Genomic DNA, 14,694 nt, shown 5'->3' with positions numbered 1-14,694 from the left:
GCATGACATCCGTCATGCCGAAGGCACGACCCGGGTCACGACCCGGGTCACGACCCGGGTCACGACCCGGGTCACGGCCCGGGTCACGGCCCGGGCGGGCCGGCGGCCCCGGGGTTGTCGGACCCGGCGGCTAGCGTGGAGCGCACATCGAGGCCGGACCGGTCGACCCCGTGCGGGTACACGCGGCCAAGGGGGAGCGGGATGGGTACACCCCGGCACCGCTCGTCCGCGGGCCCGGGTTCCCTGATCCGGCCCCGCTCCCCCTCCCCGGCCGCTCAGCCGCCGAGCGACTTCCTCACGAAGTCGACCTGGAGCAGCAGCAGGTTCTCCGCGACCTCCTCCTGCGGCGTCATGTGGGTGACGCCGGACAGCGGCAGCACGGTGTGCGGACGCCCCGCCGCGAGCAGCGCCGAGGACAGCCGCAGGGTGTGCGCGGCGACCACGTTGTCGTCGGCGAGCCCGTGGATGATCATCAGCGGGCGCTCCAGGCCGGCCGCGTAGCCGGTCAGCGAGTTGTCCTCGTACACCTGCGGCACCTCGGCCGGGTGGCCCAGGTAGCGCTCGGTGTAGTGGGTGTCGTACAGCCGCCAGTCGGTGACCGGCGCGCCCGCGACCGCCGCGTGGAAGACGTCCGGGCGGCGCAGCACGGCGAGCGCGGCGAGGTAGCCGCCGTACGACCAGCCGCGGATCGCGACCCGCCCGAGGTCGAGCGGGAACTCCCCGGCGAGCGCCGTCAGCGCGTCCACCTGGTCGTCCAGGGTGGCCCCGGCGAAGTCGTGGTGGATCGACTTCTCCCAGGCCGGCCCGCGCCCGGGGGTGCCCCGGCCGTCGGCGACCACGACCGCGAAGCCCTGGTCGGCGAACCACTGGGAGTTGAGGTGCGGGTTGTGGGCCTGGACGACGCGCTGGCCGTGCGGGCCGCCGTAGGGGTCCATCAGGACGGGCAGCAGGCCGTCCCGCTCGCGGTCGTAACCGGTGGGCAGGAAGACCGCGGCGGGGATGCGCCGCTCGCCGGCGAAGCGGAACACCGGACGGGCGGTGATCACCGGGGTCTCGGCGTGCGAGGCGATGACGGCGACGTCGTCCACCACCACGCCCTCCGGCAGGTCCCGGGCGACCTGCACCAGGGTGCCGGGCACATCGGGCTCGGCGGTGGCCCGCACGGTGACGCCGGCCGCGTGCACGGCGGTGGTGACGGAGGTGAAGGGGCGGCCGTTGGCGGACTCCCAGGCCAGCCGCTTGCCGTCGTGGCTGATCCGGCCGACGGCGATCCAGCCCGGCTCGGGGTCGGTCTCGGCGGCGCCGCCGGAGGCGGTGAAGAAGACCTCGTCGGCGGTGACCGCGAGCACCGAGCGCAGGTGCAGGTCGGGCCCGGTGACGGTCCGGTCGCCGATCACCAGCGACCGCGCGCCGGACTCGTCGGAGATCCGCACCAGCCCGCCGTCCGGGGTCCAGGCCGGGACGCCCTGGAACAGCTCCAGCCAGACGTCGTCGCGCTCCTCGTGCAGCACCTCGGTGGCGCCGGTGGCGACGTCCAGGCCGAGGGTCCGCTGGACGCGCTGGTCCCGGGACTGGACGAGCAGCAGCGGCACGCCGTTCCTGGACCAGTGCACCCGGGCCAGGTAGGGGAAGGCCGCGCGGTCCCAGAGCACCTCGGTGCGGGTGCCGTCCAGGCCGAACAGCCAGAGGCCGACCTCGGCGTCGGCGGTGCCGGCGGCCGGGTAGGCGATCTCCGCGGGCTCGCGGTCCGGGTTGGCCGGGTCGGCGATCCACCAGCGGCCGACCGGGGTGTCGTCGGCCCGCTCGACGAGCAGCAGGTCGCTGTCCGGGGACCACCAGTGGCCCCGGTCGCGGCTCATCTCCTCCTGGGCGATGAACTCGGCCTGGCCCCACGTCACGTTCGGCCCGTCGGGCCGGGCGAGGGCGCGGTCGCCGGTGCCGTCGACGCGAGTGAGCCGCAGCTCGCCGGAGGTGGTGGCGTACGCGACGTGGGTGCCGTCCGGGGACGGTCGCGGGTCGAGCAGCGGGCCCTCGGCGGGCAGTTCGGTGGCGGTGCCGGCGACCAGGTCGGCGACGAACAGCCGGCCGGAGAGCGCGAAGGCGGCGAGCCGGCCGGCGCCGTCCAGGGCGTAGCCGACGATGCCGGCCGAGCCCTCGCGGCTGCGTTCGCGGCGGGCCTTCTCGGCCGGGGAGAGGTCCTCCTCGCCGCCGCCGAGCAGCGCGGCCGGGTCGGCGGCGATCCGCTCCTCGCCGGTGGCGGTGTCGAGGGTCCAGAGCAGGTTGGCACGGTCGCTGCCGGAGGACGACCGCAGGAAGACGACCCGGGAGCCGTCGGGTGCGACGGAGAACGACCGGGGGGCGCCGACGGTGTAGCGCAGGGTGCGCGCGTACTGCCTCGGGAAGGTGTCCGCTGAGGTGTGGGTGGTCATGGCACCAGACCCTACGACCCGGGGTCGGCCGATGGTGATCACTCGTTCGGAGCATCGGCCGCAAGTACGCCCGGACGGGTCCCGCACCCCCTCCGACCGGCCCATGCGCCCCGTGAGTGCCACCGTGCCCCGGGGTGTGCGGACTCACCCAGCGTCATGACTCCCTCACTCTTCGGGTATGACTGGTGCACGAGTGCTCGCCAGGCCCCGAGGAGTGTGAGCCGCCATGGCCCTGTCCATCTCCGCCGCCATGCTGATGCTGGTCATCGTGGTGGTGCTGATCCGCCGCTCCGGTCTGAAGCTGGCGCACGCGATCGTCTGCGCGCTGCTCGGCTTCTACCTGGCGTCCAGCTCCATCGCCCCCTCGATCAGCCAGGTCACCAGCAACCTCGCCGGGATGATCAACGGCCTGCGGCTCTGACCCGCCGCGTGCGGTCACCGGGCCGGCGCCCCGGTCGTTAGGCTTCCTCCCATGACCTCGACCTCCGGCCGCCGCCTGCTCCTGGTGCACGCGCACCCCGACGACGAGTCGATCAACAACGGCGCGACGATGGCCCGGTACGCCGCCGAGGGCGCCCACGTCACCCTGGTGACCTGCACCCTCGGCGAGGGCGGCGAGGTGATCCCGCCGGAGCTGGCCCACCTGACGGCGGATCGGGACGACCGGCTCGGCGCGCACCGGATCGGCGAGCTGACGGAGGCGATGGCGGCGCTCGGGGTCACCGACGTCCGCTTCCTGGGCGGCCCGGGGCGCTACCGCGACTCCGGGATGATGGGCGTGCCCGACAACGACGTGCCCGGCTGCTTCTGGCGGGCCGACGTCGACGAGGCGGCCGGCCGGCTGGTGGCGGTGGTCCGCGAGGTGCGCCCGCAGGTGCTGGTCACCTACGACGAGCAGGGCGGCTACGGCCACCCCGACCACATCCAGGCGCACCGGGTCGCGATGCGCGCCCACGAACTGGCCGCCGACCCGGCGTACCGGCCCGAACTGGGCCCGGCCTGGCGGATCGCCAAGGTGTACTGGAACCGGGTGCCCCGGTCGGTGCTCGAACGGGCCCTCGCCGAGACCGCCGAGAAGGCGCCGTTCCCGGGCGTGGCCGTGCCCGCGGACGTGCCCGGGGTGGTGGACGACGCGCTGGTCACCACGGCCCTGGACGGCACCGCGTACGCCGGCCGCAAGGCCGCCGCGATGGCCGCGCACGCCACCCAGATCACCGTGGACCCCACCGGCGCGTTCTTCGCGCTCTCCAACCACCTGGGCCAGCCGCTGCTCGTCACCGAGTACTACCAGCTGGTGCGCGGCCAGGCCGGGACGCGGCTGCCGGAGGACGACCTGTTCGCCGGCCTGGACCTTTCCCCCGCGCCCGCCGCGGCCTCCGAGGAGCGTGCCCGATGACCCCGCCCGCCCCCGCCCGGCCCGCCCGCCGCTCGGTCCCGGCGACCGTCCTCGGCACCCGCGAGGAGCGGCTGAAGGAGCCCCAGCCCCCGCGCGGGGCACGGATCGCGGCCTACGTCCTGCTCTTCCCGCTGGGTTTCGCGGTGTCGGTGTGCGGAGCATTCGTGCAGGCCTTGTGGCCGCCCGTGGGAGTCCTGCTGGCGCTCGCCGCCACCGCCGGGACCTTCTACGGCGGCCTGCGGGTGACCGGCACCCGGCTCGGCGCGGCCGTCCCGGCGGGCGGCTGGTTCCTGGCGCTGCTGCTGGTGATGGTCCCCCGCCCGGAGGGGGACAACGTGCTCTGGACCAACGCCACCTCGCTCGCCTGGCTGTTCACCGGCTCGATCCTCGGCGTGATCTGCGCCACCCTGCCGACCCGGGCCGGCTGGTTCCCCGGTGTGGCGGGCCCACCCCGCTGACCCGGGCGGGCACCCGCGTACGGTGGCCGGTACGACGGGCAGTCAGCACCGCCCGGTCGTACTCTCATACCGGAGGAACCGGACGTATCGGGATCTCTCCGAACCGGTTCACCGGCCGGTTCTTCCCAGTATGGTGGTGCCGCAGAACGCCGTACCCGACGCCGCCCGCCAGGTCCGGCGCCGACGAACCGCGGTCGCGCCGCACGGCCCGGCCCGCGAACCCGGAGCAGAGCAGCATTGAGCAGCCGCGAATCTGACAACGCCCACCCGACGCCTCGGCGCACGGGCCCGGACGCCTACCCGTCGGGCACCCCGCCCTACGGCACACCGGGCTTCCCCGGCGGCGACCGCACGGGCGGCGCCGGCGCCGCCAAGGGCTCGGCTCCGGAGGGCGAGGACGAGAGCCCGAAGACCGAGACCACCCTCACCACCCGGGTGCGGATCAACATCCCGGGCTCGCGCCCGATCCCGCCGGTGGTGGTCCGCAGCACCGTCAAGAACGAGGACGGCGGCGGCGAGGACACCCCGGCGCCCGCCCCCGAGCCGGCCGGCCCCCGGCACCGCTCCGCCGCGCCCGCCTCCCCGGTGCTCGGCGTGATGGACGGCGGCGGCCACGGGGCCACCCCGCCCAACCTGCCGCCGGAGTGGCAGATCCCGCCGGCCACCTCCGAGGCCGAGTCCACCGGTGCGTGGTTCCGCCCGCGGCAGAAGAAGGCCCCGGCCGCCGAGGGCACCGCCCCGGCCCCGGCGACCGCCGCCGCGGCCGCCACCGCCGGACCCGCCGCCGCGCCCGCCGCGCCTCCCGCCCGGGCCAACGGCGCCCGCCCGCAGAACGGTCGGCCGCAGGCCGAGCGCCCCGCCGCGGCCGCCCCCGCCGCGCCCCGCGCGAACGGCCGCACGGTGCCCGCCCAGGCCCAGGCCCCCGCGCCGCACCCGAACGGCGTGCCCGCCGCCCCGTACGGCGCCGCCCCGCAGCCGCCCGCCGACGAGGTCGGCGTCTACGCCAACCCCGCCGAGCTGTTCGCCGCGTCGGCCCCGGCCGACCCGTACGCCCCCGCCGACCCGTACGCCCCGGCCGACCCGTTCGGCGGCCGGCCGCCCCAGGCCCCCGGCGGGCCCGGCGCGCCGAGCCCCGAGGACACCTCGGTCGACGGCTTCGCCCCGATCCGCGACGACGCCCCGGCCGCCCCCATATCCGGCGCGCCCGCCGGCCCGGCCGCCCCCGGCGGTGCCCCGCAGCCCGGTCTCTTCCCGGGTGCCCCGGCCGGCGCCGACCCGTTCGCCGCCCAGCGCCCGCCCGCCGCCGCGAACGGCGCCCCGGCTCCCGGCGGTCTCTTCCCCGGGGCCCCCGGCCGCCAGGGCGAGCCCGCCGCCGACCCCTTCGGGACCACCCTCCCGCACCCCGAGGGCGCACCCGGCGCCCCGGCCCCCGGCGCCCCGGCGGCCGCTCCCGCCCCCGCCCCCGCCGCGGACGGCCCGTCCGGCCCGAAGCCGGCACCCGCCGCCGCCAAGCCCGCGCCGGCCCCCAAGCCCCGGCCGAGCGCCGCCAAGAAGCTGGTCAAGCTCGCCACCTACGCCGTCGTCGGCGTGGGCTTCCTCGGCGCCGCCGCCTACGGCACCGGGCTGATGCTGAACCAGTCCGACGTCCCCAAGGGCACCGTGGTGCTCGGCACGGACATCGGCGGCAGCAGCCGGGACCAGGCCATCCACCAGCTCGACGAGAGCGTCGGCAAGGCCGGCCAGCAGCCGGTCAAGCTGAAGGTCGGCGAGCAGACCGTGGACCTCGACCCGGTCGCCGCCGGGCTCGCCTTCGACACCACGGCCACCGTGGACAAGCTCGCCCAGCACTCCTACAACCCGCTGGACGTCCTCAAGTCGCTCAAGGGCGACGAGAAGGCCGTACCGCCGGAGGTCAAGGTCGACCGGGCCAAGCTGAAGTCCGCGCTGGACGCGCTGGCCGGCGGCAGCGGACAGGGCCTCCAGGAGGGCTACGTCAAGTTCGCCGAGAACGGCGAGACCGTCGTCGTCCCCGGCCGGGCCGGCCAGGCGGTGGACTCCGCCTCCGCCGTGGACCTGGTCGACGCGGCCTACCGCGACCGCGCCGCCGGCAAGGCCGAGCAGCCCGTCGCCCTGGCGGTGACCGCCGCCCAGCCGAAGACCTCCGCACAGGCCCTCCAGGGCGCCGCGGACACCCTCGGCAAGTCCGCGATGAACGGCCAGATCCACATCGTGGCCGGGACCAAGAAGTTCGACTTCGGCCCGAAGACCGCCGCGGTGGCGCTCACCCTGGTCCCGGACGCCAACGGCAAGTTCGTGCCCAAGTGGGACCTCGACGCGCTCAACCGCCAGCTGGTCGCCGGCGGCTTCGACAAGGTGAAGACGAAGAAGAACGGCCAGCTCGTCCCGATCACCCCGCAGGACGTCGCGGACCAGATCACCGCGCTGCTGGACAAGACCGGCGACCGGGACCGCACCTACAAGTTCCCGGCCTGACCGAACCGTTATCGACGGGCGGGCCCCGATCCGGGCCCGCCCCTCGACAACCCCGCATCCCGGTCAGCAAGATGTGTCGCCTGTCGTCCGCCACATCCGCCCCGGGAGAACCACCATGGGCCGCCACCCGTACCGCCGCACGGCCCTGCTCGCCGGCCTCACCGCGCTCTCGCTCTCGCTGACGCTCTGTTCCTGCGGCCCCGGCAGCGGCTCCGGCGCCGGGGCCCGCGGCCTGCCGAGCGCGGTCGAGAGTCCGAAGCTCACCGCCGTCGACATCAACCCGCACGACCGCGCCGAGCTGCGCCAGGGCGGCACCCTGCGGATGGCGATCCCCCAGTACTCCAGCCAGTGGTCGCCGATCCAGACCGACGGCGGCGAGACCTCCACCATCGCCGTCATGAAGCCGCTGCTGCCGACCTTCTTCCGCTCCGACGCGGCCGGCACCCAGACCCCCAACCCGGCCTATCTGCAGGACGCGCACGCCGAGCAGCGGGACGGCCGGCAGGTCGTGGTCTGGACGCTGAACCCCAAGGCCCGCTGGTCCGACGGCACGCCGATCACCTGGCGCGACATCGAGGCCAACTGGCGGGCGCTGAACGGCAAGGACCCGGCGTACCGGGCGGCCAGCAGCACCGGCTTCGAGCAGGTCTCCGCGGTCGAGCGCGGCAAGGACGACTACCAGGCCGTGATGGTCTTCGAGCGGCCGTACTCCGAGTGGCAGTCGATGTTCAACGGCGCCGCCAACGCCCCGCTGCTGCCGGCCTCCAAGGTCGCCACCCCCGAGCTGTTCAACACCGCCTACCTGGAGGCGATCCCGGTCACCGCGGGCCCGTTCAAGGTGGAGCGGATGGACCGGGCCGCGCAGACCGTCACCCTGGTCGCCGACCCGGCCTGGTGGGGCGACAGACCGCTGCTGGACCGGATCGTGTTCCGCGCCATGGTGCCCAACACGATGGCCGCCGCCTTCAACAAGGGTGAACTCGACCTGTTCAACAACGGCCCGGACGTGGCCGGCTACCAGCTGATCCGCAGCACCTCGGGCGCCGCCGTGCGGCGGGCCGGCGGGCCCGACTTCCGGCAGTTCACGCTGAACAGCCGCAGCCCCGCGCTCACCGACCCGGTCGTCCGCCAGGCGCTCTTCCAGGCGATCAACCGGGACACCATCGCCCGCTCCGACCTCGCCGGGCTGGACTGGCCCACGGTCACCCTCAACAACCACCTGCTGGTGGCCAACCAGAACGCCTACCGGGACAACTCCCTCGGCCTCAGCCGCTACGACCCGGCCGAGGCGGCCCGCAAGCTCGACGGGGCCGGCTGGAAGCTCGACGGCGACGTCCGCCGCAAGGACGGCAGGGAGCTCAACCTGCGGATGGTCATCCCGGCCGGCGTCACCCAGGCCCAGAACGAGGCCACCGTCGCCACCGGGATGCTCAAGGAGGTCGGCGTCAAGGTCACCACGGTCACCGCCAGCCCCAACGAGTTCTTCGACAAGTACGTCAACCGGCGGGACTTCGACATCGCCGCCTACTCGCTGTTCGGCACACCGTTCCCGGCCAGCGGCAACCGGACCAACTTCGCCACCAACGGCGGCACCAACCACTCCCAGGCCGGCAGCCCCGCGGTGGACGCCGCGTTCGACCGGGCGGCCGCGGCGACCGACGCGGCCGGCACCTTCGAGGCCATCAACCAGGCCGACGGCGAGCTGTGGAAGGTGGCCGGGATGCTGCCGCTCTACCAGCGCCCGCAGCTGTTCGGCGCCCGCGCCGACCTCGCCAACATCGGCGCCCAGGGGCTGTCCGACATCGTGTGGGAGAACGTCGGCTACCAGAAGTGACGTTTCCCCCGTGTGCCCCCGCCGCACGGCCGGGGCCCCGGAGTCCGGCCGGACTCCGGGGCCCCGGGCCCTCGTGGACGCACTCAGCCCGAGCCGATCACGTCCCGCACCTCCGCGAAGTGACAGGCCGACTCGTGCGCGGCCGGTCCGCTCAGCGCCGACGGCACGGCCAGCAGCGGCACTTCGGTCGCACAGCGCTCCTCGGCCTTCCAGCAGCGGGTGCGGAAGCGGCAGCCGGACGGCGGGTTGGCCGGCGAGGGGATGTCCCCGGTGAGCAGGATCCGCTCCCGGCCCTCCCGCCCGGTCGGGTCGGGCACCGGGACGGCGGAGAGCAGCGCCTGGGTGTACGGGTGGGTCGGGTGGGAGTAGATCTCCTCCTCCGTGCCGATCTCGACCATCGTGCCGAGGTACATCACGCCGACCCGGTCGGAGATGTGCCGCACGATCGAGAGGTCGTGGGCGATGAACATGTAGGACAGCTGGAAGTCGTTCTGGAGCTGCTCCAGCAGGTTGATCACCTGCGCCTGCACCGAGACGTCCAGCGCCGAGACCGGCTCGTCGCAGATGATGATCTCGGGCTTGAGCGCGAGGCCGCGGGCGATGCCGATGCGCTGGCGCTGGCCGCCGGAGAACTGGTGCGGATAGCGGTTGATGTACTCCGGGTTGAGGCCGACGACGTCCAGCAGGTCCTGGACGGCCTTGCGGCGGTCGCCCTTGGGAGCCACCTCGGGGTGGATCTCGAAGGGCTCACCGATGATGTCGCCGACCGTCATCCGGGGGTTCAGCGAGGTGTACGGGTCCTGGAACACCATCTGGATGTTCCGCCGCACCGCCTTCAGCCCGGCCCCGGAGAGCCGGGTGATGTCCTCGCCCTTGAACCGCACCTGGCCCGCGGTGGCCTTCTCCAGGTGCATCAGCACCTTGGCCAGCGTCGACTTGCCGCAGCCGGACTCGCCGACGATCCCGAGCGTCTCGCCCTTGCCCAGGTCGAAGGAGACGCCGTCCACCGCCCGGACCGCGCCGACCTGCTTCTTGAAGACGATGCCCTGGGTCAGCGGGTAGTGCTTGACCAGGTCCCTGACCTCCAGGATGGGCTCAGCCATGGAGGGTCTCCTTCCAGAAGTGGCAGGCGCTCCGGCGGCCCGGCAGGTCGGCCCCCTGGGCGTCCAGCACCGCCGTCAGGCGCGGGGGTTCGGTGCGGCAGACGTCCTGGGCCCGGTCGCAGCGGGGGTTGAACGCGCAGCCGTCCGGGATGCGCAGCAGGCTCGGCGGCAGGCCCTGGATGGCGTAGAGGTTCTGGCCCTTCTGGTCCAGGCGCGGGATCGAGTTGAGCAGGCCCCGGGTGTACGGGTGGGCCGGGCGTGCGTAGAGCTCGTGCACGGGCGCCGTCTCCACGATCCGGCCCGCGTACATCACTGCGATCTTGTCGGCGACGTCCGCGACCACGCCCAGGTCGTGGGTGATCAGGATCAGGCCCATGTTGAACTCGGCCTGGAGTTCGGCCAGCAGGTCCATCACCTGGGCCTGCACGGTGACGTCCAGGGCCGTGGTGGGCTCGTCCGCGATGATCAGGTCCGGCTCCAGCGCCAGCGCCATGGCGATCATGATGCGCTGGCGCATGCCGCCGGAGAACTGGTGCGGGTAGTCGTTGACCCGCTGCCGGGCGGCGGGGATGCGCACCCGCTCCATCAGCTCGACGGCCTTCTCCTTGGCCTCCTTGCGGCCGGCGCCCTGGTGCACCCGGAACATCTCGCCGAGCTGGTAGCCGACGCTGAGCACCGGGTTGAGCGAGGAGAGCGCGTCCTGGAAGATCATCGCGATCTTCCGTCCGCGCACCGCCCGCCGGGCCTTGGGGGCCATGGTGAGCAGGTCCTGGCCCCGGAACCGGATCGAGCCCGCGGTGATCCGTCCCGGCGGCATGTCGAGGATGCCCATGATCGCCTGCGCGGTCACCGACTTGCCGGAGCCGGACTCGCCGAGCACCGCCAGCGTCTCCCCCGCCGACACCGCGTAACTCACCCCGTTGACGGCCCTGGCGACGCCGTCCCGGGTGTGGAACTCGATGTGCAGGTCGTCGACCTCCAGCAGCGGGGTCCCGGGCGCCAGGCTCTCCCGGCGCGCCCCCAGCACCTCCACCGCGTCCCGGCCCGCGCCGTCCTTCGCCGGTTTGGTCATGTCAGTCATGGTCCGCGGCCCTCCTCAGCGCAGCTTCGGGTCGAGGGCGTCGCGCACCGCGTCGCCGAGCATGATGAACGCCAGCACGGTGATGCTCAGCACGGCGGCCGGGAAGAGCAGCACGTGCGGGGCGTTCAGGAAGCGGGCCTGCGCGTCACTGATCATCAGGCCCCAGGAGATCGCCGGGGACTGGATGCCGATGCCCAGGTAGGACAGCGCGGCCTCGGCGCCGATGTAGACGCCCAGGTTGATGGTGGAGACCACGATCACCGGGGCGACGGCGTTCGGCAGGATGTGCCGGCTGACGATCCGCCCGGTGCCGGCGCCCAGCGCCCGGGCCGCCACCACGTAGTCGTTGTGCTTGTTGGCCAGGACCGCCGAACGCATCAGCCGGTAGATCTGCGGCCAGCCGAGCACGGCCATCACCGCGGAGACCGTCCAGGCGTTGCCCTTGCCCCAGGTCGACATGATCAGCATGCCGCCGAGCAGCAGCGGGATCGCGAAGAAGATCTCGGTGACGCGGGACAGCACGCTGTCGCCGAAGCCGCCGATCCAGCCGGCCCACAGGCCCAGGACACCGCCGACCAGGACCACCAGGGTGGTGGTCACCAGACCGACGATGATCGAGTTCCGGGCGCCCCAGATGGTCCGGGTGTAGATGTCGCAGCCCTGGACGTCGAAGCCGAACCAGTGGTCGCCGCTGGGCCGCTTCAGCGAGTCCACCAGGTTGCAGAAGCCGCCGGACCGCGGGTCCGCGTCGGTGAACAGCCCGGGAGCGACGGCGAGCACCACCATGAACAGCACCAGGAACCCGCCGATCAGGAACAGCGGGTTGCGGCGCAGGTCCGCCCAGGCGTCGCTCCAGAGGCTGGCGACCCGCTCGCCGCCCTTGCCGTCCTTGCCGCCCTTGCCCACGGCCGTCCCGCCGCCGCGCTGCCCGGGGACCGCCCCACTCGCGTTCTCGCTCTTCGTCGGCTCACTCATAGCGGATCCTCGGGTCCAGGACGGCGTACAGCAGGTCGACCACCAGGTTGGCGAACAGGTAGACCATCACCAGGGCGCTCACGATGCCCACGACGATGGTGCGTTCCCGCAGGTAGACGGACTGGAACAGCTGGTGTCCGACGCCGGGGATGTTGAAGATGCCCTCGGTGATCACCGCACCGCCCATCAGGCCGCCGAGGTCCATGCCCAGGAAGGTGACGATCGGGATCAGCGCGTTGCGCAGCCCGTGCCGGACCACCACCCGCAGCGGGCTGAGGCCCTTGGCGACCGCCGTCCGGACGTAGTCCGCCCGCATGACCTCGATCAGGCTGGTCCGGGTGAGCCGGGCCACGTACGCCAGGGAGGTCGAGGCGAGGACGTAGCCGGGCAGCAGATAGGACCGGAACCCGGCGTCCTCGTTGAAGGAGACCGGGAAGAAGTCGATGCCGTAGTCGGTGTTGAGCTTCACCCCGAGGAGCAGCTGGAGCACGAAGCCGATCACGAAGACCGGGATCGAGATGACCATCAGGGTCGAGATCAGCACCACGTTGTCGATGAACCTGCCGCGCCGCAGGGCGGCGACCACGCCGGCGGTGACACCCACCGCCATCTCGATCGCCAGCGCGGTGAGCGCCAGGTTGATGGTGTACGGGAAGGCCCGCTGCATCACGTCGACGACCTGGTTGCCGCGGTAGTCCTCGCCGAAGTCGCCCTTGAACAGGCCGGTCAGGTAGTCCCAGTACTGGATGAAGAACGGGTCGTCCAGGTGGTACCGGTCACGGAGGACCTGGACGACCGCCGGGTCCTGCCGCTTCTCACCGGCCAGTGCCGTGATGGGGTCACCAGGCAGCAGGAAGACCAGTGCGTAGATCAGGAATGTCGCGCCGAGGATCACAGGTATGGCCTGGATGATCCGGCGGACCACATAGCGGCCCATGCGGTCTCCTCGTGGTGGGGGCACGCCGGAGCCGGGCGGCGCGGGGGTTGCCCGCGCCGCCCGTCAGGACGCGCCGGTCGGGCTGGGGGGCGGTCAGGCCAGCTCGACGTTGGCCAGGTCGATGCGGTTCTGGGCGTCCACGACCACGTTCTTGACGGTCTTGGTGTAGGCCGCGGAGGTCATGTACGTGTAGACCGGGATGTACGGCAGGTCCTGGATCAGGATGTCGTCGGCCTGCTGGTACAGCTTCAGGCCCTCGTCCAGGCTCTTCGCCTGGTCGGCCTGGGCGAGCACCGACTCGAACTGCTCGTTGACGTAGCCGCCGTAGTTGGAGCCGTTGTCGATCGCGACCTTGGAGAAGATCGGCCGCAGGTAGTTCTCCATCGACGGGTAGTCCATCTGCCAGGCCATCCGGAAGGCGCCGGAGAACTGCTTCTCGCCCAGCGCGTCCAGGATCTTGCCGAACTTCTCGAACGGCTTGAAGGTGACCTCGACGCCGAGGTTCTTCTTCAGCTGGTTGCCGACCGCCTCGATCCACTCCTTGTGGCCGCCGTCGGCGTTGTAGCCCAGCTCGATGGTGTTGTTCGGGACACCGCCGGCGGCGTCGAACAGCTGCTTGGCCTTGGCCGGGTCGTACTTGGCCGCGTCGCCCATGGCGCCCTTGCGGTAGCCCGGGACGATCGGGCTGATGAAGTCGTCGGCCGGGATGCGGGTGCCCGAGAAGATCCGCTCGGTGATCGCCGCGCGGTCGATCGCCATGGAGACCGCCTTGCGGATCTCCGGCTTGCCGTACGCGGCCGGGTTGGTGGCGATCGGGAAGCCGATGAAGCCGACGCCCGACTCCGGCTTGTAGATGTAGCGGTCGCCGAACTCGTTCTTGACCGTGCCCATGGCCGAGATCGGGAGCTTGTTCGTGATCTGGATGTTGTTGGCCCGCAGGTCGTTGTAGGCCGTTTCCAGCTTGTCGTAAATCTTGAACGTGACGGAATCCAGCTTGGCCTTTCCGGCCGACTCCGGGAAATTCTCGTAGCGCTTGATCTTGATCTGCTGGTTGTGCTCCCACTTCCCGTCCATCTGGAACGGGCCGTTGCCGATCGGGGACTCCTCGAAGGCCTTCTTGTCCTGGAAGAAGGCCTTCGGCAGCGGGTAGAAGGCGGTGTAGCCGAGCATGACCTTGAACTGCGAGAACGGCGCGCTCAGGGTGACCGTGAAGGTCTTGTCGTCGACGACCTTGAGGCCCTTGAGCTTGTCGGTGGCCGGCTTCTTGCCCTTGCCCGGGGAGAGTTCTTCGGCGCCGTCGATCTTGGCGAAGAACGGCAGGCCCTCGGCGGCGTTGTCCTGGTTGGCGCCCCAGTTCCAGGCGTCCACGAAGGACTGGGCGGTGACCGCCTCGCCGTTGTGGAAGGTGAAGCCGTCCTTGAGCTTGATCGTCCAGACCTTGCTGTCCGGGGACTCGATCGACTCGGCGACGCGCAGCTTCGGCTCGTTGGTCTGCCGGTCGTACTCCACCAGGCCGGCGAAGACCTGCGCCAGGACCTGGGCACCCTCGGACTCCGCGGTGTTCTGCGGGATCAGCCCGTGTTGCGGCTCACCCGACTGGATGCTGATCGAGCCGCCCTTCTTGCCCGGCCCGTTCGCCCCGTCCGAGGACTTCTTGTCGCTGCCGGTGCTGCAGGCGGAGATCGCGAGCGCGGTGCACGCCGCCAGCGCGGTCCAGCGCATCGTCTTGGTGAGCCTCATTCAACTGCTCCTCGTTTTAGGGGCTTACGAACGAACGGCGCCCCGCCGCCCGGGGTGCCGGGCACGGCGGGGGTCGACATCTCAGGGCCGATCCGCACAGCTGGCGAGGTGACCACTGATACGCGCAGAGCAACTATCGATCAACCGACCCCTTCGGTGGAATCGCCGTCACATCTCTTTTCAATTACAGGCCGAGACCAAGCCATGACAATACTCGGCAAATTCCGCCATATCGCGCACGGAATTGA

General features: G+C 72.2%; 11 protein-coding genes. 5 read left to right on the top strand and 6 right to left on the bottom strand.

Going from position 1 to position 14,694, the window contains the following annotated elements; all coding sequences use genetic code 11:
* Nucleotides 1-275 precede the first annotated feature (275 nt).
* On the bottom strand, nucleotides 276-2,429 hold the full coding sequence (locus ACFXAM_RS02495) for a prolyl oligopeptidase family serine peptidase (protein ID WP_380287132.1): 2,154 nt from the start codon (nucleotides 2,427-2,429) through the stop codon (nucleotides 276-278).
* 226 nt (nucleotides 2,430-2,655) lie between these two features.
* Here ACFXAM_RS02495 and ACFXAM_RS02490 point away from each other — a divergent pair, with 226 nt between their 5' ends.
* The 5 genes from ACFXAM_RS02490 (at nucleotide 2,656) to ACFXAM_RS02470 (ending at nucleotide 8,610) form a co-directional block, all read left to right on the top strand.
* Entirely contained in the window at nucleotides 2,656-2,850 is a 195-nt protein-coding gene (locus ACFXAM_RS02490) for a DUF2304 family protein (RefSeq protein WP_344344199.1), read from the top strand.
* 51 nt (nucleotides 2,851-2,901) lie between these two features.
* Entirely contained in the window at nucleotides 2,902-3,825 is a 924-nt protein-coding gene (mshB, locus tag ACFXAM_RS02485; protein WP_380287131.1) for an N-acetyl-1-D-myo-inositol-2-amino-2-deoxy-alpha-D-glucopyranoside deacetylase, read from the top strand.
* The gene (locus ACFXAM_RS02480) at nucleotides 3,822-4,283 is read left to right on the top strand and encodes a DUF6113 family protein (protein WP_380287130.1); all 462 of its coding nucleotides are present in this window, start codon (nucleotides 3,822-3,824) and stop codon (nucleotides 4,281-4,283) included. Before mshB ends, ACFXAM_RS02480 begins: the two co-directional genes overlap by 4 nt.
* Before the next feature lie 237 nt (nucleotides 4,284-4,520).
* Nucleotides 4,521-6,776, top strand: a complete 2,256-nt coding sequence (locus tag ACFXAM_RS02475; protein ID WP_380287129.1) for a hypothetical protein — start codon at nucleotides 4,521-4,523, stop codon at nucleotides 6,774-6,776.
* A 115-nt stretch (nucleotides 6,777-6,891) separates the two neighbouring features.
* Nucleotides 6,892-8,610: an ABC transporter family substrate-binding protein gene (locus tag ACFXAM_RS02470; protein WP_380287128.1), complete on the top strand. Its 1,719-nt coding sequence runs from the start codon at nucleotides 6,892-6,894 to the stop codon at nucleotides 8,608-8,610.
* Nucleotides 8,611-8,693: 83 nt separating this feature from the next.
* On the opposite strand, the gene ACFXAM_RS02465 is transcribed toward ACFXAM_RS02470, so the two are convergent.
* From ACFXAM_RS02465 to ACFXAM_RS02445, 5 genes are all read right to left on the bottom strand, one after another.
* Complete coding sequence (locus tag ACFXAM_RS02465; RefSeq protein ID WP_380287127.1) at nucleotides 8,694-9,713, bottom strand: ABC transporter ATP-binding protein; 1,020 nt, start codon at nucleotides 9,711-9,713, stop codon at nucleotides 8,694-8,696.
* Complete coding sequence (locus ACFXAM_RS02460; protein WP_380287126.1) at nucleotides 9,706-10,794, bottom strand: ABC transporter ATP-binding protein; 1,089 nt, start codon at nucleotides 10,792-10,794, stop codon at nucleotides 9,706-9,708. The genes ACFXAM_RS02465 and ACFXAM_RS02460 overlap by 8 nt, the downstream gene beginning before the upstream one ends.
* A gap of 15 nt (nucleotides 10,795-10,809) precedes the next feature.
* The gene (locus ACFXAM_RS02455) at nucleotides 10,810-11,769 is read right to left on the bottom strand and encodes an ABC transporter permease (protein WP_380287125.1); all 960 of its coding nucleotides are present in this window, start codon (nucleotides 11,767-11,769) and stop codon (nucleotides 10,810-10,812) included.
* Nucleotides 11,762-12,706 (bottom strand): ABC transporter permease, encoded by a 945-nt coding sequence (locus ACFXAM_RS02450; RefSeq protein WP_380287124.1) that lies wholly within the window; start codon nucleotides 12,704-12,706, stop codon nucleotides 11,762-11,764. Before ACFXAM_RS02450 ends, ACFXAM_RS02455 begins: the two co-directional genes overlap by 8 nt.
* 93 nt (nucleotides 12,707-12,799) lie before the next feature.
* Entirely contained in the window at nucleotides 12,800-14,446 is a 1,647-nt protein-coding gene (locus ACFXAM_RS02445; protein ID WP_380287123.1) for an ABC transporter substrate-binding protein, read from the bottom strand.
* Nucleotides 14,447-14,694: the final 248 nt, after the last annotated feature.

The organism is Kitasatospora sp. NPDC059462 (assembly GCF_042749955.1).
Classification (GTDB): Bacteria; Actinomycetota; Actinomycetes; order Streptomycetales; family Streptomycetaceae; genus Kitasatospora.
Note: the sequence above shows the minus strand (reverse complement) of the source record. Positions and strands in the feature narration are given on the sequence as shown.

Excerpts from the sequence above, each read along its gene's own strand:
- ACFXAM_RS02495 (WP_380287132.1), bottom strand. The coding sequence starts at position 2,429 with ATGACCACCCACACCTCAGCGGACACCTTCCCGAGGCAGTACGCGCGC.
- ACFXAM_RS02490 (WP_344344199.1), top strand. The coding sequence starts at position 2,656 with ATGGCCCTGTCCATCTCCGCCGCCATGCTGATGCTGGTCATCGTGGTG.
- mshB (WP_380287131.1), top strand. The coding sequence starts at position 2,902 with ATGACCTCGACCTCCGGCCGCCGCCTGCTCCTGGTGCACGCGCACCCC.
- ACFXAM_RS02480 (WP_380287130.1), top strand. The coding sequence starts at position 3,822 with ATGACCCCGCCCGCCCCCGCCCGGCCCGCCCGCCGCTCGGTCCCGGCG.
- ACFXAM_RS02470 (WP_380287128.1), top strand. The coding sequence starts at position 6,892 with ATGGGCCGCCACCCGTACCGCCGCACGGCCCTGCTCGCCGGCCTCACC.
- ACFXAM_RS02465 (WP_380287127.1), bottom strand. The coding sequence starts at position 9,713 with ATGGCTGAGCCCATCCTGGAGGTCAGGGACCTGGTCAAGCACTACCCG.
- ACFXAM_RS02460 (WP_380287126.1), bottom strand. The coding sequence starts at position 10,794 with ATGACTGACATGACCAAACCGGCGAAGGACGGCGCGGGCCGGGACGCG.
- ACFXAM_RS02455 (WP_380287125.1), bottom strand. The coding sequence starts at position 11,769 with ATGAGTGAGCCGACGAAGAGCGAGAACGCGAGTGGGGCGGTCCCCGGG.
- ACFXAM_RS02450 (WP_380287124.1), bottom strand. The coding sequence starts at position 12,706 with ATGGGCCGCTATGTGGTCCGCCGGATCATCCAGGCCATACCTGTGATC.
- ACFXAM_RS02445 (WP_380287123.1), bottom strand. The coding sequence starts at position 14,446 with ATGAGGCTCACCAAGACGATGCGCTGGACCGCGCTGGCGGCGTGCACC.